This window comes from Couchioplanes caeruleus (assembly GCF_003751945.1).
GTDB lineage: Bacteria > Actinomycetota > Actinomycetes > Mycobacteriales > Micromonosporaceae > Actinoplanes > Actinoplanes caeruleus.
This window is the reverse complement of the sequence record NZ_RJKL01000001.1, coordinates 2,720,842-2,740,914: the sequence shown is the minus strand read 5'-3', so window position 1 is coordinate 2,740,914 and position 20,073 is coordinate 2,720,842. Positions and strand designations below refer to the sequence as shown.

Annotated in this window: 10 protein-coding genes and 3 rRNA genes; 9 read left to right on the top strand and 4 right to left on the bottom strand. The window is 67.0% G+C overall.

Annotated elements, in window-relative coordinates; genetic code table 11:
* Positions 1-142: 142 nt before the first annotated feature.
* From EDD30_RS11995 to rrf, 3 genes are all read left to right on the top strand, one after another.
* Positions 143-1,663, top strand: a 16S ribosomal RNA gene (locus EDD30_RS11995).
* Between the two features lie 386 nt (positions 1,664-2,049).
* A 23S ribosomal RNA gene (locus tag EDD30_RS11990) occupies positions 2,050-5,158 on the top strand.
* A 118-nt stretch (positions 5,159-5,276) separates the two neighbouring features.
* Positions 5,277-5,393, top strand: a 5S ribosomal RNA gene (gene rrf / locus EDD30_RS11985).
* Together the 16S, 23S and 5S rRNA genes form the textbook arrangement of a ribosomal RNA operon.
* A gap of 114 nt (positions 5,394-5,507) precedes the next feature.
* On the opposite strand, the gene EDD30_RS11980 is transcribed toward rrf, so the two are convergent.
* Complete coding sequence (locus tag EDD30_RS11980) at positions 5,508-6,212, bottom strand: hypothetical protein (RefSeq protein ID WP_211277895.1); 705 nt, start codon at positions 6,210-6,212, stop codon at positions 5,508-5,510.
* An 80-nt stretch (positions 6,213-6,292) separates the two neighbouring features.
* On the opposite strand from EDD30_RS11980, the gene EDD30_RS11975 reads away from it, so the two are divergent.
* From EDD30_RS11975 to EDD30_RS11965, 3 genes are all read left to right on the top strand, one after another.
* A complete protein-coding gene (locus tag EDD30_RS11975) occupies positions 6,293-8,932 on the top strand; it encodes a valine--tRNA ligase (RefSeq protein ID WP_071807554.1) in 2,640 nt (879 codons plus the stop codon).
* A gap of 202 nt (positions 8,933-9,134) precedes the next feature.
* Positions 9,135-10,406: a bifunctional folylpolyglutamate synthase/dihydrofolate synthase gene (locus EDD30_RS11970; protein WP_394328286.1), complete on the top strand. Its 1,272-nt coding sequence runs from the start codon at positions 9,135-9,137 to the stop codon at positions 10,404-10,406.
* Positions 10,407-10,624: 218 nt separating this feature from the next.
* Entirely contained in the window at positions 10,625-10,972 is a 348-nt protein-coding gene (locus tag EDD30_RS11965; RefSeq protein ID WP_123678249.1) for a DUF4233 domain-containing protein, read from the top strand.
* A gap of 235 nt (positions 10,973-11,207) precedes the next feature.
* Here the strand turns inward: EDD30_RS11965 and EDD30_RS11960 are convergent, their stop codons facing one another.
* Positions 11,208-13,445 carry a VOC family protein gene (locus EDD30_RS11960; RefSeq protein WP_123678248.1) on the bottom strand — a complete coding sequence of 746 codons (2,238 nt, stop codon included), beginning with the start codon at positions 13,443-13,445 and terminating at the stop codon, positions 11,208-11,210.
* A gap of 177 nt (positions 13,446-13,622) precedes the next feature.
* Between EDD30_RS11960 and ndk the strand changes: the two genes are divergently transcribed.
* Positions 13,623-14,042: a nucleoside-diphosphate kinase gene (ndk, locus tag EDD30_RS11955; RefSeq protein WP_071805740.1), complete on the top strand. Its 420-nt coding sequence runs from the start codon at positions 13,623-13,625 to the stop codon at positions 14,040-14,042.
* Between the two features lie 186 nt (positions 14,043-14,228).
* Here ndk and EDD30_RS11950 read toward each other — a convergent pair whose 3' ends face one another.
* Positions 14,229-15,245, bottom strand: coding sequence for an ArsR/SmtB family transcription factor (locus EDD30_RS11950; protein WP_071805739.1), 1,017 nt, complete (start codon positions 15,243-15,245; stop codon positions 14,229-14,231).
* 77 nt (positions 15,246-15,322) lie between these two features.
* Positions 15,323-15,760, bottom strand: a complete 438-nt coding sequence (locus tag EDD30_RS11945) for a carboxymuconolactone decarboxylase family protein (protein ID WP_071805737.1) — start codon at positions 15,758-15,760, stop codon at positions 15,323-15,325.
* Between the two features lie 323 nt (positions 15,761-16,083).
* Between EDD30_RS11945 and ileS the strand changes: the two genes are divergently transcribed.
* Together ileS and EDD30_RS11935 are read left to right on the top strand one after the other, a co-directional pair.
* On the top strand, positions 16,084-19,200 hold the full coding sequence (gene ileS, locus EDD30_RS11940; RefSeq protein WP_071805735.1) for an isoleucine--tRNA ligase: 3,117 nt from the start codon (positions 16,084-16,086) through the stop codon (positions 19,198-19,200).
* 145 nt (positions 19,201-19,345) lie between these two features.
* The gene (locus tag EDD30_RS11935) at positions 19,346-20,020 is read left to right on the top strand and encodes a lysophospholipid acyltransferase family protein (protein WP_071805733.1); all 675 of its coding nucleotides are present in this window, start codon (positions 19,346-19,348) and stop codon (positions 20,018-20,020) included.
* Positions 20,021-20,073: the final 53 nt, after the last annotated feature.

The window sequence follows — 20,073 nt, the reverse complement described above, 5'->3', positions numbered from 1 at the left end:
GTGTGTGGTTGTTCTTTGAGAACTCAACAGGGTGCTTGATAAGCCAGTGCCAAGAATGATTTACCCGGCCAGGCGTTTTGATGTCTGGTGGGATTCCTTTGGCAGCATTACATGTTGCCGGGATGGATTCACAACAAGGTTTTTGTTGGAGAGTTTGATCCTGGCTCAGGACGAACGCTGGCGGCGTGCTTAACACATGCAAGTCGAGCGGAAAGGCCCTTTCGGGGGTACTCGAGCGGCGAACGGGTGAGTAACACGTGAGCAACCTGCCCTGGACTTTGGGATAACCCTCGGAAACGGGGGCTAATACCGGATACGACACGCCTTCGCATGGGGTGCGTGTGGAAAGTTTTTTCGGTCTGGGATGGGCTCGCGGCCTATCAGCTTGTTGGTGGGGTGATGGCCTACCAAGGCGACGACGGGTAGCCGGCCTGAGAGGGCGACCGGCCACACTGGGACTGAGACACGGCCCAGACTCCTACGGGAGGCAGCAGTGGGGAATATTGCACAATGGGCGGAAGCCTGATGCAGCGACGCCGCGTGAGGGATGACGGCCTTCGGGTTGTAAACCTCTTTCAGCAGGGACGAAGCGTAAGTGACGGTACCTGCAGAAGAAGCGCCGGCCAACTACGTGCCAGCAGCCGCGGTAAGACGTAGGGCGCGAGCGTTGTCCGGATTTATTGGGCGTAAAGAGCTCGTAGGCGGCTTGTCGCGTCGACTGTGAAAACCCGCGGCTCAACCGCGGGCCTGCAGCCGATACGGGCAGGCTAGAGTTCGGTAGGGGAGACTGGAATTCCTGGTGTAGCGGTGAAATGCGCAGATATCAGGAGGAACACCGGTGGCGAAGGCGGGTCTCTGGGCCGATACTGACGCTGAGGAGCGAAAGCGTGGGGAGCGAACAGGATTAGATACCCTGGTAGTCCACGCTGTAAACGTTGGGCGCTAGGTGTGGGGGACCTCTCCGGTTCTCTGTGCCGCAGCTAACGCATTAAGCGCCCCGCCTGGGGAGTACGGCCGCAAGGCTAAAACTCAAAGGAATTGACGGGGGCCCGCACAAGCGGCGGAGCATGCGGATTAATTCGATGCAACGCGAAGAACCTTACCTGGGTTTGACATCACTCGAAAACTCGCAGAGATGCGGGGTCCTTCGGGGCGGGTGACAGGTGGTGCATGGCTGTCGTCAGCTCGTGTCGTGAGATGTTGGGTTAAGTCCCGCAACGAGCGCAACCCTCGTTCGATGTTGCCAGCGCGTTATGGCGGGGACTCATCGAAGACTGCCGGGGTCAACTCGGAGGAAGGTGGGGATGACGTCAAGTCATCATGCCCCTTATGTCCAGGGCTTCACGCATGCTACAATGGCCGGTACAAAGGGTTGCGATACCGTGAGGTGGAGCGAATCCCAAAAAGCCGGTCTCAGTTCGGATCGGGGTCTGCAACTCGACCCCGTGAAGTCGGAGTCGCTAGTAATCGCAGATCAGCAACGCTGCGGTGAATACGTTCCCGGGCCTTGTACACACCGCCCGTCACGTCACGAAAGTCGGCAACACCCGAAGCCGGTGGCCTAACCCCTTGTGGGAGGGAGCCGTCGAAGGTGGGGCTGGCGATTGGGACGAAGTCGTAACAAGGTAGCCGTACCGGAAGGTGCGGCTGGATCACCTCCTTTCTAAGGAGCAACTAGACCGCGAAAGTGGTCCAGTAGCCCGCACTGCCCGGATGTGGTGGTGGGGTGCTCACAGGCGGAGACACTGGCCAGTGTTTGTCGGCAACGGTCACCACGATCTAGTACAGCCTCGTTTTGCGGGGTGGGAACGACACGGTGATGCGGCTGGCGGAACATGATTAGCACCCTGTTGGGTCCTGAAAGAACAACCGTGGCGGTCGTGGACCGTGGGTTGTTGTTTCGGACTTCGCCAGGCATGACCTGGCTGCTCATACCGCTCGAAATATGTCGGCTGGTGCCGTGATCGGGGTTTGGTGGGTGGTCGTGTGGGTTGTGGGTTGGTTGTTGGTTGAGAATTGCACAGTGGACGCGAGCATCTTGTTTTCTGTGGTTAAGTTGTCAAGGGCGAACGGTGGATGCCTTGGCACCAGGAGCCGATGAAGGACGTGGGAGGCCGCGATAGGCCTGGGGGAGCTGTCAACCTAGCTGTGATCCCAGGGTGTCCGAATGGGGAAACCTAGCACGAGTCATGTCGTGTTACCGCTAGCTGAATTCATAGGCTAGTTGGGGGGAACGCGGGGAAGTGAAACATCTCAGTACCCGTAGGAAGAGAAAACAACAGTGATTCCGTGAGTAGTGGCGAGCGAAAGCGGATGGAGCCTAAACCGTGCGCGTGTGATACCTGTCAGGGGTTGCGTGTGCGGGGTTGTGAGACCCGCATGTCTGTGCTGACACGCAGGCGAGGAGTTACAAAGTTGCTGGTTAGTCGAACGACGTGGGAAAGTCGGCCGTAGACGGTGAGAGCCCGGTAGACGAAAATCTGTGACCTCCTTGTGGTGTTCTCGAGTAGCAGCGGACCCCTGTAATCTGCTGTGAATCTGCCAGGACCACCTGGTAAGGCTGAATACTTCCTGGTGACCGATAGCGGACAAGTACCGTGAGGGAATGGTGAAAAGTACCCCGGGAGGGGAGTGAAATAGTACCTGAAACCGTTCGCCTACAATCCGTCAGAGCCTTTCGGGGTGATGGCGTGCCTTTTGAAGAATGAGCCTGCGAGTTAGTGGCATGTGGCGAGGTTAACCCGTGGGGGGTAGCCGTAGCGAAAGCGAGTCTGAAGAGGGCGTCTGAGTCGCATGTTCTAGACCCGAAGCGGGGTGATCTAGCCATGGGCAGGTTGAAGCGTGGGTAAGACTGCGTGGAGGACCGAACCCACCAACGTTGAAAAGTTGGGGGATGACCTGTGGTTAGGGGTGAAAGGCCAATCAAACTCCGTGATAGCTGGTTCTCCCCGAAATGCATTTAGGTGCAGCGTCGCGTGTTTCTTGCCGGAGGTAGAGCACTGGATGGTCTAGGGGGCCTACAAGCTTACCGAAATCAGCCAAACTCCGAATGCCGGTAAGTGAGAGCGCGGCAGTGAGACTGCGGGGGATAAGCTTCGTAGTCGAGAGGGAAACAGCCCAGATCACCAGCTAAGGCCCCTAAGCGTGTGCTAAGTGGAAAAGGATGTGGGGTCGCATAGACAACCAGGAGGTTGGCTTAGAAGCAGCCATCCTTTAAAGAGTGCGTAATAGCTCACTGGTCAAGTGGTTCCGCGCCGACAATGTAGCGGGGCTCAAGCACACCGCCGAAGCTGTGGCACTCACACAATGACTCCGCCATGATCCTTGAGGTTGTGGTGCAGGTGTGTGGGTGGGTAGGGGAGCGTCGTGTAGCGGGTGAAGCGGCGGAGTGATCCAGCCGTGGACGCTACACGAGTGAGAATGCAGGCATGAGTAGCGAATGAAGGGTGAGAAACCCTTCCGCCGGATGACCAAGGGTTCCAGGGCCAGGCTAATCCGCCCTGGGTGAGTCGGGGCCTAAGGCGAGGCCGAGAGGCGTAGTCGATGGATAACGGGTTGATATTCCCGTACCCGCAAAGGAGCGCCCACGACGAACCTCACTGTGCTAACTGCTTGAAGTGCCGGCGGTCTTCGGACCTAAGGCATGGAGACCAGGACCCTGGTGGGTAGTAGTTGAGCGATGGGGTGACGCAGGAAGGTAGCTGATCCCGGCCGGTGGTTGTGCCGGGGTAAGCGTGTAGGCCGGACTATAGGCAAATCCGTAGTCCATGAGGCTGAGACGTGATGCCGAGCCGATTCAGGTGAAGTCAGTGATCCTATGCTGCCGAGAAAAGCCTCTAGCGATGTTCCGAGCGGCCCGTACCCCAAACCGACACAGGTGGTCAGGTAGAGAATACCGAGGCGACGGGCGAACTGTGGTTAAGGAACTCGGCAAATTGCCCCCGTAACTTAGGGAGAAGGGGGGCCGGACGCGTGAAGCCCCTTGCGGGTGGAGCGTGGTATGGCCGCAGAGAGCAGGGGGAAGCGACTGTTTACTAAAAACACAGGTCCATGCGAAGTCGTAAGACGATGTATATGGACTGACGCCTGCCCGGTGCTGGAACGTTAAGGGGACCTGTTAGCTCTTCGGGGCGAAGCGGAGAACTTAAGCGCCAGTAAACGGCGGTGGTAACTATAACCATCCTAAGGTAGCGAAATTCCTTGTCGGGTAAGTTCCGACCTGCACGAATGGCGTAACGACTTCCCCACTGTCTCAACCACAGGCCCGGCGAAATTGCAGTACGAGTAAAGATGCTCGTTACGCGCGGCAGGACGGAAAGACCCCGGGACCTTTACTATAGCTTGACATTGGTATCCGAATGTAATTGTGTAGGATAGGTGGGAGCCGGTGAAGCTCGGACGCCAGTTCGGGTGGAGGCAATCTTGAAATACCACTCTGTTGGATTTGGGTATCTAACTTGCGGCCCTGATCGGGTCGAGGGACAGTGTCTGGTGGGTAGTTTAACTGGGGCGGTTGCCTCCTAAAAGGTAACGGAGGCGCCCAAAGGTTCCCTCAGCCTGGTTGGCAATCAGGTGTTGAGTGTAAGTACATAAGGGAGCTTGACTGTGAGACTGACAGGTCGAGCAGGGACGAAAGTCGGGACTAGTGATCCGGCACTTGCGTGTGGAAGCGGTGTCGCTCAACGGATAAAAGGTACCCCGGGGATAACAGGCTGATCTTCCCCAAGAGTCCATATCGACGGGATGGTTTGGCACCTCGATGTCGGCTCGTCGCATCCTGGGGCTGTAGCAGGTCCCAAGGGTTGGGCTGTTCGCCCATTAAAGCGGTACGCGAGCTGGGTTTAGAACGTCGTGAGACAGTTCGGTCCCTATCCGCCGTGCGCGTTGGATACTTGAGAAGGGCTGTCCCTAGTACGAGAGGACCGGGACGGACGAACCTCTGGTGTGCCAGTTGTCCCGCCAGGGGCACGGCTGGTTAGCTACGTTCGGAAGGGATAACCGCTGAAAGCATCTAAGCGGGAAGCTCGCTTCGAGATGAGGTATCCCACCACCTTGAGTGGGTAAGGCCCCCAGCTAGACGACTGGGTTGATAGGCCGGAAATGTAAGCCAGGTAACTGGTTCAGTTGACCGGTACTAATAGGCCGAGGGCTTAACCACATCATATTTGATACTCTATGCGTCCACTGTGTGATTCACAGCAAACAACCACCCCTCACCCCCCTGGGTGATATTCCAGGGGGTTGCTGGTGAAGAGGTTGTTTCCGCTGATAGATGTTTCGGTGGTTATAGCGGAGGGGAAACGCCCGGTCTCATTCCGAACCCGGAAGCTAAGCCCTCCAGCGCCGATGGTACTGCACTCGGGAGGGTGTGGGAGAGTAGGACGCCGCCGGACTTAACGTGAAGAAACGCCCACCCCCTGGCCGGGGGTGGGCGTTTCTGCGTTTACCTGAAAGGTTTCCAGGCCGATCCCGGGTAGAAGGGGTCGGCCTTTCGCCATTTCTGGGAATCAGTTGCGGGTCTGCGTAGCGGCGCGGATTTCTCGTAACAGGCCGGCCGAGTCTGTTTCCGAGCGACCGGGGAACATCGCCAGCGCCAGGCTTCCGTGATCGGCCCAGCCGCAGACGACCATGTCCGTACCGTCGGATTTCGTGGTACCGCATTTCATGGTGCCGCCGAGCGGGCCGGCGGTGACGGCATGCAGCCCGGTCACCGAGCCCTGCGCGTCCGAGATCAGCCCGAAGGCGGTATCGAGGTCGTTCTCCGGAGTCCAGAGGAGGGTGGTGCCGCCGAAGAAGAGCACGTCGTTACCGCTGCCATCCGAGTAGACGGCACCGACCGCCCGGTCCAGGTCCACGTCCGCCGACAGCGCCGTCTGGAGGTATTCGGCCGTCGACCGGCCGTTGTCGCTGGTGTTGAGCTTGAAGGCGCCGACCTGGGGTGGCACCTGGAGGGTCGCGTCCTTCTGGGTGGCGATGCGCCAGCCGGCGTACCCGAATACCGCCGCTCCGGCCAGGCTCACCGCGAGGAGCGAGCCGAGCACGATGCTCCGGGTCCGGGTCCGGGGCGCCTTCTCCTCCGCCTTCTCCTCCACCGGCTCGGTGAGCGGGAACGGGTCGGAGGCGATCTCCACCGGCTCGGCCGGGGAAGGGTCGGGAGCGATATCCGCCGGCTCGGCCGTGGAAGCAGGCGTCTCGCCAGGGCGCTCGGACATCGTGCGAGCCTAACAACAGTTATCCACAGGCGGGGGCATGCGCCCGCAACCCACCCCCGCGGGCTCCGTAGACTTGTCGCGTGACCGAATCGACCGACACCCGCACCCCCGACAGCCGGCCCACCGGCGGCCTCTCCGCCCAATACCAGCCGGGCGAGGTAGAGCAGCGGCGGTACGAACACTGGGTATCGGCCGGCTACTTCACGGCGGACCCGGCGAGCGACAAGCCGCCCTTCTCCATCGTCATCCCGCCGCCCAACGTGACCGGCTCCCTGCACATCGGCCACGCCCTCGACCACACCATTCAGGACACCCTCAGCCGGCTCAAGCGCATGCAGGGCTTCGAGGTGCTGTGGCTGCCCGGCATGGACCACGCCGGCATCGCCACGCAGAACGTGGTGGAACGACAGCTCGCCTCGCAGAAGCTGTCCCGTCACGATCTCGGGCGCGAGAAGTTCGTGGAGAAGGTCTGGGAGTGGAAGGCCGAGTCCGGCGGTGCCATCCTCGGCCAGATGCGTCGCCTCGGCGACTCCGTCGACTGGAGCCGCGAGCGGTTCACCATGGACGAGGGCCTGTCGCGCGCCGTCCAGACGATCTTCAAGCGACTGTACGACGATGAGCTGATCTACCGTGCCAACCGGATCATCAACTGGTGCCCGCGGTGCCTGACCGCGCTCAGTGACATCGAGGTCGAGCACTCCGACGACGACGGCGAGCTGGTCTCGATCCGCTACGGCGACGGCGACGACGCCATCGTGGTGGCCACCACCCGGGCCGAGACGATGCTCGGTGACACCGCGGTGGCCGTGCACCCCGACGACGAGCGCTACAAGCACCTGGTCGGCACCGAGGTCGAGCTTCCGCTCACCGGCCGGCGCATTCCGATCGTGGCCGACGAGCACGTCGATCCCAGCTTCGGCACGGGGGCGGTCAAGGTGACGCCGGCGCACGACCCGAACGACTTCGAGATCGGCCAGCGTCACGACCTGCCGAGCATCACGATCATGGACGAGCGTGCCGTGGTCACCGTGCCGGGGCCGTTCGAGGGTCTCGACCGTTACGAGGCCCGGCCGGCGATCGTGGCCGCCCTGCGCGAGCAGGGGCGGATCGTCGCCGAGAAGCGTCCTTACCAGCACTCGGTGGGGCACTGCTCCCGGTGCAAGACGACCGTCGAGCCGCGGCTGTCGCTGCAGTGGTTCGTCAACACCGGCCCGCTGGCCAAGGCCGCCGGCGACGCGGTGCGCGACGGCCGGGTCGTGATCGAGCCCGTCGAGCTCTCGAAGCGGTACTTCGCGTGGGTCGACAACATGCACGACTGGTGCATCTCGCGCCAGCTCTGGTGGGGTCACCGCATCCCGGTCTGGTACGGGCCCGACGACCAGGTCGTCTGCGTCGGCCCCGACGAGGAGCCGCCGAGCGGTGAGGGCTGGCGTCAGGACGAGGACGTGCTCGACACGTGGTTCTCGTCGGCGCTGTGGCCGTTCTCCACGATGGGCTGGCCCGAGCAGACCGACACCCTGGCGAGGTTCTATCCGACCAGCGTGCTCGTCACCGGCTACGACATCCTCTTCTTCTGGGTAGCCCGGATGATGATGTTCGGCCTGTACGCGATGGACGGCGTGCAGCCCTTCAACGTGGTGAACCTGCACGGCATGGTCCGCGACGGCCACGGCAAGAAGATGTCGAAGTCGTTCGGCAACGTGGTCGACCCGCTGGACTGGATCGAGCGGTACGGCGCGGACGCCACCCGCTTCACGCTGGCGCGTGGCGCCAACCCCGGCTCCGACGTGCCGATCAGCGAGGAGTGGTGCCAGGGCTCCCGCAACTTCTGCAACAAGCTGTGGAACGCGACGCGATTCGCGCTGATGAACGGTGCCACGGTCGAGGGAGACCTACCGGCGACGGGCGAGCTGTCCGCCGTCGACAAGTGGATCCTGTCCCGCCTGCAGCACGTCATCGCCGAGGTGGACGAGCTCTTCGCCACGTACGAGTACGCGAAGGTCTGCGACGCGCTCTATCACTTCGCATGGGACGACGTCTGCGACTGGTACGTCGAGCTCAGCAAGCCGGTCCTCGCCGGCGACGGTGCCGAGGCGGCGCGGAGCCGGCGGGTGCTCGGGCACGTGCTCGACCAGTTGCTGCGCCTGTTGCACCCGGTCATCCCGTTCGTCACCGAGGAGCTGTGGACGGTGCTGACCGGCGCCGAGACCGTCACGCGGGCCGCGTGGCCGGTGGTCGACCGGGCGCTGATCGACGACGCGGCCGAGGAGGAGCTCACCGCGCTGCAGAAGGTGGTCACCGAGGTGCGACGGTTCCGTTCCGACCAGGGCCTGCGGCCCGGTCAGCGGGTCAACGCCGCGCTCACCGGCCTGGGCAACGTCGGCATCGACACCCACGAGCCGCTGATCAGGTCGCTCGCCCGGCTCGACGCCCCGGGCCCCGAGTTCACCGCCACGGCGACGCTGGCGATCACCGGCGGCATCACGGTCGACCTCGACACCCGCGGCACGATCGACGTCGCCGCCGAGCGCGCCCGCCTCGAGAAGGACCGGGCGGCGGCCGAGAAGGAGGCGGCGCAGTGCCGGGCCAAGCTGGGCAACGAGGCGTTCGTCGGCAAGGCGCCGGAGCAGGTGGTGGCGAAGATCAAGGACCGGCTGGCCACGGCCGAGGCCGACCTGGCCCGGATCGCCGCGGCCCTGACGGCGTTGCCCTCCGCATGAGCGCCTCCTTCCTGAGCACGGTCGGGGGCCGGGCCCGAGCAGCTATGACTTCGGCGCGGTTGGAGGCCTGACGTGACCAGCTACGACTTCAGTGCGGTCGGAGGCCTGACGTGACCAGCTACGACTTCGGCACGGTCGGAGGCCTGACGTGAGCAGCTATGACGAGGTGGTGGCCGCGCTCGACGGGCGCGGCTTCACCCGCATGGACTTCGACATGCAGAAGATCCGTGACCTCATGGACGTGCTGGGCAGCCCGCAGCGGGCGTACCCGGCGATCCACCTGACCGGCACCAACGGCAAGACGTCGACGGCCCGGATGATCGATAGTCTGCTGCGGGCGCACGGGCTGCACACCGGCCGGTACACCAGCCCGCACCTGGAGACGGTCCGGGAACGGATCAGCCTCGACGGCGAGCCGGTGTCCGAAGAACGGCTCGCCGCCACGTACGACGAGGTCGCGCCGCTTGCCGATCTGATCGACAAGCGGGCGCCCGAGCCGCTGACCTACTTCGACATGACCACTGCGATGGCGTACGCGGCGTTCGCGGACGCGCCCGTGGACATCGCCGTCGTCGAGGTGGGGCTGGGCGGCGAGGAGGACGCGACCAACGTCATCGAGGCGGGCGTCTGCGTCGTCACCCCCATCGGGCTCGACCACACCGAGTGGCTCGGCGACACGATCGAGGACATCGCCTGGGCGAAGGCCGGCATCATCCACCGCGGCGCCACCGTGGTCACCGCGGTGCAGACCGAGGAGGCTATGCGGCCCCTGCTCGAACGCTGCGCCGACCTGGGCGCCACGCTCGCGCGGGAAGGCAGCGAGTTCGGCGTGGTGCGCCGCGACCAGGCGGTCGGCGGCCAGATGCTCACCCTGCAGGGCCTCGGCGGCGTGTACGACGAGGTGTTTCTCCCGCTGTTCGGCGCCCACCAGGCCCAGAACGCGGCGGTGGCGCTGGCCGCGGTCGAGGCGTTCCTCGGGGCCGGGACGCACAAGCAGCTCGAGCTCGACCTCGTCCGGGAAGGCTTCGCGCGCGTGGACTCGCCGGGGCGGCTCGAACGCGTACGCAGCGCGCCCACGATCCTGCTCGACGGCGCCCACAATCCGCACGGCATGACCGCCACGGTCACGGCGCTGGAGGAGGAGTTCGCGTTCCGTCACCTGGTCGTGGTGGTCGCGGTGCTCGGCGACAAGGACGTGTCCGGCCTGCTCGACCTGCTCGAACCGGTCGCGGCCCGCATCGTCGTCACGCAGAACAGCTCACCCCGGTCGATGCCCTTGGCGGAACTCGCCGAGGCCGCCGCGAACGTCTTCGGCGAGGACCGGGTGACCGTCGCACAGACCATGCCGGACGCGATCGAGGAAGCGGTCGTGCTCGCCGAGGAGGACACCGACGGTGAGCTGGGCGGCGTCGGAGTGCTCATCACCGGCTCCATCGTGACGGTGGCCGACGCCCGAAAGCTGCTGAAGAAATGACGACGCCGGACCCGGAGCGCACCGGTCGCCCGACGGCCCCGGCCTCGCCCGCCGGCGGGCCAGAGCCGGTCGCCGCCGGCGGGCCAGAGCCGGTCGCCGCGGCAGATGCTGCCGCTCCGGCCGCGGTGGGAGTCGGAGCGGAGCCTGTTCAGCTTGGGACTCACGTTCCTTCTGGGACTGATGTTGGCGCTGGGGTCGAGGCAGCCGCCGGGCCCGGGGTGGGGAGTCTGCGGTCGGGGCTGCGTAATCCTGAGGGGGCCGTGCGTGGCCTCGGCTCCGGGACGCTGGTGCTGGAAGCGATCGTGCTTCTGCTCGCGATTCAGCCGATCCGCATCATGGGTGGCGATCTGAGCGGCTGGGGGATCGGCGCGGTCGTCGGCCTTGCGCTCGCCGCCGGGGCGGTTGCCGGAAGTATGCGCCGATCCTGGGCCTGGCACGCGGGCACGGCACTGCAGGTGCTGCTGTTGGCGTCAGGGCTGCTGCACTGGTCCCTCGCCGCGCTCGGGCTCATCTTCGGGGCCGCCTGGGTGTATGCGACCTACGTCCGCCGCACCATCCTGGGCTGAGTCGACCGTCATCGGCCTTCGTGCCCCGGGCGGACATATCGACCGTCTCCCGGCGTTCCGGGTGGACTGATCGGCAGCCTCTCCGGTCCCGGCGTGGGTGATCGGCGGCCTTCCCCGTCCCGGCGTGGGTGATCGGCGGCCTTCCCCGTCCCGGCGTGGGTGATCGGCGGCCTCGTCCGTCCCGGCGTGGGTGATTCGGCCGCTTCCGCTCTTTTCGGGGGATGATCGGCGGCGGTCAGCGGATGGCTTTCCATTGGGTTATGGCGATGTTGTGGTCGTCCGGGTCGTGGAACGACGCGGCCCAGAGTTCCAGCTTGTCGCCCCTGTTCACCGGGCGGGGGCCGTGGACGAAGGCGACGCCCTTTTCCTTCAGGCCCTGGTAGACGGCCTCCACGTCGCCCACCTCCAGGTTGAGGTGGATGTGGCGGCCCGCGACGGTGGACAGGTCGTGGACCGTGCGCAGGACCAGCCGGGTGTCGCCCGACGCCAGCACCGCGCTGCCCGTGCCGGTGTCGATCTCCAGGAAGCCCAGCATCTCCCGGTAGAAGGCGATCGAGCGGTCCAGATGAGTGACCAGCACGGTGATACCCACGCCGTGAATGGCGCCGGCGGAGCCCGGGCGGGCGCTCGGGTACGCCGTGATGAGCTCGTCCGCACGGTCGTCCGGTTGGAAGCCGTCCTCGAGGTCGGACCATGGGCTACGCCTCTGGCCCTGCTCGGGGACAGAACTTCTCGGGACCCGCTCGGGTGCGGCCTCCTGTTGCTCAATGCGTTGTTCCGGGATCGGAGGGGTGCTGGCCGCTGGTGATCTCTGCGGGGTCTTGGGCGACGACTTGGCGCGGAAAGCCTGGCTGAGGGCCGTTACGCCGGCGGCGACGGCTGCCGCCAGTCCTGTGGCGGCCTTCGGGTCGGACGCGGCTTGTTCGCTCAGCGGGGCTGAGGCTGCCGGGCTTGCGGTCCTGCCGGATCGGGGCCGGGGCGGGGCGGGTGATTCCTGCACCGCAGAGGATTCGCCGGCATCGGGGTCAGAGGGTGTCTCGGGGGCGCGCTGCTGCCAGGGAGGTGGTTCGAGGTCGCCCAGGAGGGCGTCGTCCATCGGCTTGGAACGCGATTCCGTGTCGAGGATTCTGGCGGCGCGCGGCTCGGTCGAGAGCGGCTGGGCCGGGGGATCGGTGGCCGGTGGGGCCATGATGCCGGTGGCCATCGCCGCTCGGGCCTGGGGGCGGGTTTCCGGTGGGGGCTCGGGGTCGCCGTCCAGCGGGAGGTCGATGTCGTCGTCGGGGGATTCTGCCGAGGGCTGAGACGTCGGCGCCGGTTCCTCCACGGTCACTGATCTCGGCTTGGGGCGGGGGCGCGGTCGAGAGTCGGCCGGGCGGGTCGGCGCCGCGGGAGCCGCCGCGGGAGCCGCCGAGGGCTCCGCGGCATCCGAAGCGGCCGCCGTGGCAGTCGCCTCGGATGCCGCGGGTGTCGCTGCGAAGGCCGCCGACGGCGGCGGCGCTTCCGGGGGCGCGGGAGAGGCCGAGGGCTTCGCGGGGGCCGCCGACGGCGCTTCGGGCGGCGCAGGCGGCGCCGCCGAGGGCTCTGCGGTCGCTGAGGGTGCTGCCGAGGGCTCTGCAGGAGCCGCGGGTGTCGCCGAGGGCTCTGCGGGAGCCGTGGGTGCTGCCGAGGGCTCTGCCGGAGCCGCCGGTTCTTCCGGCGCGGCGGGTGGCGCCGCCGGTGGCGGTGGGGCTGTTGCCGTCGCGGTGCCGGCTCGGCGGGGTAGGGGCTGGGTGTAGTCGCCGTCCACGAGCTGGCCCTCGAGGATGGGGCCGCCCGGGGCGTCTCGGACGATCACGCCCGGCGGAGGTGGCGGGAGGAGGTCGTCCTGGTCGCCCGTGCGGGGGGCCGGTGGGGGTGGCGGTGGGGGTTCTTCCGGGCCTCGGCCCCATTGGCGGTCGCGGGTGGTCCACGGCGGGGGTTCCGGCTCGCCGCCGAGCAGGTCGTCGTCCGGCAGGTCTTCCTCGTAGAAGGCCGGCGGTGCCGTCGCCGTGGCCGCATTGTGCGGCTCCGCCTGGTCCCAGTCGATCTTCACGCGCCGCATGTCGTCGACGTCGACGGTGACCGGGAGCATGTCGCCGGGGTGGGGCCATTTGGCTATCGGGACGCGGGGATCACGGATCGTCACCTCGGCGGCGGGGAGGCCGGGAGCCATGATCAGGATCACGAGCTCGGCGCGGCCGTAGATGGCGGTGGCGGGGGGTTCCGAGACGGCTTTGACCTGGGCCGTGCCCGAGACCCAGGCGCGGGCGCCGCGGCGGACCACGTTGAGCATGCCGATGCCGATCGCCAGGGCCAGCATCGCCACGCCCAGTGCGACGATCGCCCAGCTCGACATGCCGAGGCCGAACACCATGACGAAGGCGGCGATGGTGCCGACCACCGCGGCCACGAGCTTGCGGGCCGGCGCGATCGGCCGGCCGTTCTGGTTCGCCACTGTGGACCTCCCGGGGACTACCCGTCAGGTTACGTAGGGCGAGCAGCGGTGGAAAGTGCGCTAGCCGACGGTTGCCGCTCGCGCCGGACGCGGTACCGATAGGCTGACATCCCGGCGTGACAACACGGCGTGTCGCGTTGCCGCCGGGTTCCGTACCCCGACCAGGAGGCCGTTTTCGTGTCCACCAGCCCTGCCGAGCGCACGCTCGTGCTCGTCAAGCCCGATGCGCTGCGGCGCGGCCTGCTCGGGGAGATCCTCGGCCGCTTCGAGCGCAAGGGCCTCGTCCTCGAGGCGCTCGAGCTGCGCACCATGGACGCGGAACTGGCCGACGCGCACTACGCCGAGCACGTGGACAAGGCCTTCTACCCGCCACTGAAGGACTTCATGACCGGCGGCCCGCTGGTCGCGGCGGTCCTCTCCGGCGACGAGGTGATCTCCGTCGTGCGGACCCTGGTCGGCGCCACCGACGGGCGCAAGGCCGCCGCCGGCACGATCCGCGGCGACCTGTCCCTGTCCAACCGGGAGAACCTGGTCCACGCCTCCGACTCGGCGGACAGCGCGAAGCGCGAGCTCGCACTCTGGTTCCCGAGCCTCTGACGCTTGCGCCACGGATTCCGGCGCGAATCCGCCCGGGTCGGAGCCGACCCGGGCGGCAGCCTGCGGCGAGACGATCGCCCCCGTGACGTCGTCCCGCCGCGCGTGCCCGCACCGTACGGCGAAAGCCTGGTCGGCCCGGCAGCTCAGATGCTGCCGCGAGAGGAAACCGTAGGGACTGACGGCGATCTAGGAAACCGATTCGGCGGTTGCCGAATCGTCGTCCAACAGAGTGACCAGGCTGGCTCCGGCGGGCGCGAGCGCGTAGAACACCCGGCGGCCGGCCCGGCGACGGTGAGCCACCCCGGATGCCTGCAGAGCCGCGAGATGCTCGGAGACCGTGCTCGGCGCCAGGCCGAGGGTGCGTGCCAGGCTGGTGGTCGTGGTGGGGATCCGGAGCTCTCGGAGCACGGATGCCCGGCCGCGTCCCAGCAGGAGCCCGAGCCGGTCGTCCTCCGGGACCGGGGGTTTCACCGATTCCTCTGCCAGGAATGCGGCGCCTCGGCACTGATATTCGACCGACTGGAGCTCGGGATCCGAGCTGGAACAGCCCATGTGCCCACCCGCGAAGATCAGGGGTACGAGGACCAGCCGGCGGTCGCGCACCGTCAACACATGGTCGAGCGGCTTCGTCAGCGTCAGCACGGGCGGGTCCCAACTGATCTGGGGGTGCAGGTCGGACAGCAACCCCTCCGGCCCGTTGGTGGCCAGCTCACGGGCGCGGAGCAGGACCTCCTCGTCGAGGGCGTTGCGCATGGCGTCCCAGTGCGGCTCTATCGCGCCCTCCCAGTACGCCGCTATGCCATCGGCGAGCCGGTGCAGCGAACCGTGCGGGTCCGTACGGAAGGCGAGGAGGCCGGGCGGGATTGCGCCGTCCGGGAAATCCGTCGCGAACTGGGCCTCCATGAGGTCACGCGGGGTGTGGCACAACTGTTCGAGTTGCTCGGTGATGTCCGACAGTCCGGTGCGGGGGACCGGCACCAGGAAGTTCGGCAGGACCATCGGGGCGTCGAGGAACAGGTGCAACGACTTGGTGGCCGGGTTCGTGGCCAGGATGCGTCGAGCGTGCCGCGCCCAGGTGGCGTACGGCCATGGCACCGAGGTGGACCGCCCCAGCATGTGGAGGCTGTACACCACCTCGGCCAGCGGATTGATGGCGATCCGGGTCCGCGCCACCGTCGTGTCGTCCAGCTCGATGCGGATCATCGGCGAAGTCTAGGACGCCCGACGTGGCCGACGGTCAGGCGTCGGCCACGTCGGGAGAAGGCGCCGGGATGTGAGTCTCAGAGCGCCGGCGGCTCGTTGCGTACGGCGATCGAGAGCCGGTTCCAGACGTTGATCGTGGCGATCGCCATGAGCAGGTTGCCCAGTTCCTCCTCGGTGAACGCCTTGGCGGCCGGCTCCCAGACCTCGTCCGGGACGCCGTGCTCGCCGAGGCGGGTCACCGCGTCGGTCAGCGCCAGCGCCGCCCGCTCCCGCTCGCTGAAGAACGGCGCGTCGTGCCAGGCCGCGACGGCGAAGAGCCGGCGGGACGACTCTCCTTGCTCCAGCGCCTCGCGGCTGTGCATGTCGGTGCAGAACGAGCAGCCGTTCACCATCGACGCGCGCAGCTTGATCAGCTCCAGCAGGGTCGGGTCGACGGTCTGCCGGCAGTACTGCTCCATGCCGAGGACCGCGCGGTAGGCGCCCGGGGCGACCTGGTCGATCGTCAAACGGGACATGAGAACCTCCTGTGGGATGCGATGTCATCTCCTTGACGAGGCAGCCCCCGTCGGTGTGACAGCGACGCGGAGGAGCCCGGAAATGCGGATGCGGGCCGGGGTATCGTTGTTCCCACAAGGCGTCGATCCGGCCATCACCGGGGAGCCTCCGGAAGAACGGGCCCGGGCATCCGGGTCTCAGTAGAACCGGGCGGCACCGGCCCGCACCCGCGCCGGCGAAACGAGCGGGCGGCCGCATCGCGACCGTCAAGCGAGGTGGTACCGCGGGCTCTGCCGAGCTCGTCCTCGCAGTCCACGTGACCTGCGAGGAGAGCGAACCACCGATGGCGTATCCCCAGCACACCGACGCCTCCGGCGTGCCCGCGAGCCCGGACCTGCCCGCGGTCGAGCGGGCCGTGCTCGAGCACTGGGCGGCCGACAAGACCTTCGAGGCCTCCGTCGACCAGCGCCCCGCCGGGCAGGACGGCAGCAACGAGTACGTCTTCTACGACGGCCCCCCGTTCGCCAACGGGCTGCCGCACTACGGGCATCTGTTCACCGGCTACGTCAAGGACGTCGTCCCGCGCTACCAGACGATGCGGGGCAAGCGCGTCGAGCGGCGGTTCGGGTGGGACACCCACGGGCTGCCTGCCGAGGTGGAGGCCGAGAAGCAGCTCGGCATCAGCACCAAGGCGCAGATCCTCGAGCTGGGCGTCGACAAGTTCAACGACGCGTGCCGCACGTCCGTGCTGACGTACACCAAGGATTGGGAGCGGTACGTCACGCGCCAGGCCCGGTGGGTCGACTTCGGCAACGACTACAAGACCCTCGACCCCAGCTACATGGAGTCGGTCATGTGGGCGTTCAAGACGCTGCACGACAAGGGCCTGGTGTACGAGGGCTTCCGGGTCCTCGCCTACTGCTTCCGCTGTGAGACGCCGCTGTCGAACACCGAGACGCGGATGGACGACGTCTACCGCGACCGGACCGACCCGGCGCTGACCGTCACGTTCAAGCTGGAGACGGGGGAGCGGATCGCGGTCTGGACCACCACGCCGTGGACCCTGCCGTCGAACCTCGCGCTCGCCGTCGGCCCCGACATCGAGTACGCGGTGCTGGAGAAGGACGGCGAGAAGCTGATCCTCGGTGCGGGGCGCGTGGCGGCGTACGCGAAAGAGCTCGACGGTTTTGAGCAGGTCGGCACGGTGCTGGGCCGGGAGCTGGCGGGGCGGCGATACGAGCCGATGTTCGGCTTCCTGGTCGAGCAGGCCGGGCCGAACGCCTTCCAGGTGCTGGCCGCCGACTACGTCAGTGACGAGGACGGTACGGGCGTCGTGCACCAGGCGCCGGCCTTCGGTGAGGACGACCAGAACGTCTGCAACGCGGCCGGTATCCCCACCGTCGTGACCGTGGACGAGCACACCCGCTTCACCGCGCTGGTGGCACCGTGGGAGGGCGTGCAGGTCTTCGACGCGAACAAGCCGATCATCGCGGACCTCAAGGGGCGCGGCATGGTGCTGCGGCACGAGGGCTACACGCACTCGTACCCGCACTGCTGGCGCTGTGACACTCCGCTGGTCTACAAGGCGGTGTCGTCGTGGTTCGTGGCCGTCACGAAGTTCCGCGACCGGATGGTCGAGCTGAACCAGGAGATCACCTGGACGCCCGCGCACATCAAGGACGGCTCGTTCGGCAAGTGGCTGGCGAACGCCCGGGACTGGTCGATCTCCCGGAACCGTTTCTGGGGTTCGCCGATCCCGGTGTGGAAGTCCGACGACCCGAACTATCCGCGGGTCGACGTGTACGGCTCGTTCGAGGAGATGGAACGCGACTTCGGGGTGAAGGTCACCGACCTGCACCGCCCGTACGTCGACGAGCTGACCCGCCCCAACCCGGACGACCCGACCGGGAAGTCGACCATGCGCCGGGTGCCGGAGGTGCTCGACTGCTGGTTCGAGTCGGGGTCGATGCCGTTCGCGCAGGTGCACTACCCGTTCGAGAACAAGGAGTGGTTCGAGCACCACTATCCGGGCGACTTCATCGTCGAGTACATCGGCCAGACCCGCGGCTGGTTCTACACCATGCACGTGCTGGCCACGGCGCTGTTCGACCGGCCGGCGTTCCGTAACTGCCTCAGCCACGGCATCCTGCTCGGCGAGGACGGGCGCAAGATGTCCAAGAGCCTGCGCAACTATCCGGACGTCTACCGGGTCTTCGACACGTACGGCTCGGACGCCATGCGCTGGATGCTCATGTCGTCGCCGGTGCTGCGCGGCGGAGACATGCCGGTCACCGAGACCGCGATCCGCGACTCGGTCCGGCAGGTGCTGCTCCCGCTCTGGAACGTCTGGTACTTCTTCAGCCTGTACGCGAACGCGTCGGGTCACACCGCCACGTTGCGGACCGACTCCGAGCACCTGCTGGACCGCTACATCCTGGCGAAGACCAACGAGCTGGTGACCGACGTCCGGGCCCGGATGGACGAGTACGACATCTCGGGCGCGGCCGGCGCGGTGCGGTCGTACCTCGACGCGCTGACCAACTGGTACGTGCGCCGCTCCCGTGACCGCTTCTGGGCCGGCGACGCCGACGCGTTCGACACTCTGGCCACCGTGCTCGAGGTGCTGTGCCGGGTCGTGGCGCCGCTCGCCCCGCTGACCAGCGAGGAGATCTGGCGCGGGCTGACCGGTGGCCGCTCGGTGCATCTCACCGACTGGCCGGAGGCGGAGGCGTTCCCGGCGGACCACGAGCTGGTGGCGTCCATGGACGCGATCCGCGACGTGGCGTCGGCGGCGCTGTCGCTGCGCAAGGCTCGGGCCCTGCGGGTGCGTCTGCCGCTCGCCCGGCTCACCGTGGCGACGCCCGACGCCGAGCGGCTGCGGGCATTCCAGGACCTGCTCTCGGACGAGGTCAACGTCAAGGAGGTCGCGCTCAGTGCCGATCTGAGCGCGTACTGCCGGCAGGTGTTGACCGTGGTGCCGCGGGCGCTGGGGCCGCGCCTGGGCAAGCAGGTGCAGCAGGTGATCAAGGCCGTCAAGGCCGGCGACTGGGAGCTGGTCGACGGTGCGCCCGTCGCCGCCGGCGTCGCCCTGCAGGAGGGCGAGTACGAGCTGAAGCTCGTCGCCGCCGACGTGGAGAACTCCGCGCCGCTGCCCGGAGACCGCGGCGTCGTCATGCTCGACACCGGGGTCACCCCGGAACTCGCCGCGGAGGGCCTGGCCCGCGACGTGATCCGGGTGGTGCAGCAGGCCCGGCGCGACGCGGACCTGGACGTCTCGGACCGCATCGCGCTCACCGTCGCCGCCTCCGAGGCGGTCGTGGCCGCGGTGGAGGCGCACCGCGACTTCGTCGCCGCCGAGACCCTGGCCACCGCGCTGAGCTTCGGCGCCGTGGGCGAGGGCTTCGCGGGCGAGGTCGGTGATGGCGAGACCGTCACGGTTTCAGTGATCCGTGCGGTCTGAGCGGTACCTGGCAAGGCTCGGCATTTGCCGTCTTACGCGGTAAATGCCGAGCCCGGTGTCAAGCTCGGCGGGAGTTTCCCGGTGGCGTCGGATATCGTCCTACCGCCCCCCACTTCTCGTGAAGCATGTCCGCCGGAGGAACACGTTGCCGCTGCTCTATTCGATCGGCAAAATCACAGTCGGCAAGGCGATGATGATCGGCTGGCGACCCCGCGTCGAAGGCCTCGAGAACATCCCCGCCACCGGCGGCGCCATCTTCGCCGGCAATCACCTGTCCGTCGCTGACGAGCTGTTTCTCGGCTCGGTCGTGCCGCGGCACATCGCCTTCTGGGCCAAGGCGGAGTATTTCCGCGGCGGCGGCCTGAGCGGCGCCCTCACCAAGTTCATCATGCGCGGACTCGGCGCGATCAAGGTCGAGCGGGGCGGCGGCCGGGCCGCGTTGACGGCCTTCGACGGCGCCATCCCGGTGCTCAAGGCTGGCGACATGGTCGCGGTCTACCCCGAGGGGACGCGCTCCCCGGACGGGAGGCTTTACCGCGGGCGTACGGGCGTGGCCCGGCTCGCCGTCGCCGCGGGCGTGCCGATCATCCCGGTCGGCATGGTCGGCACGGAGAAGGTGCAGCCGATCGGGCAGCCGTATCCGAAGTGGGGACAGGGCAAGGGCGAGGTCACGGTGAAGTTCGGCAAGCCGATCGAGACCGTCGGCCGGGCCGACGACCGCACCGCGCTGCGCGCGCTGACCGACGAGGTCATGGCCGAGATCCAGAAGCTGACCGGCCAGGAGTACGTGCCGCGCTACGCCCCGCCGCGCGCCACCTGAGCTTCCCGCTCGCTGTCCGGCTTCCGTTCCTGTCCGGCTTCCACCTGCTGTCC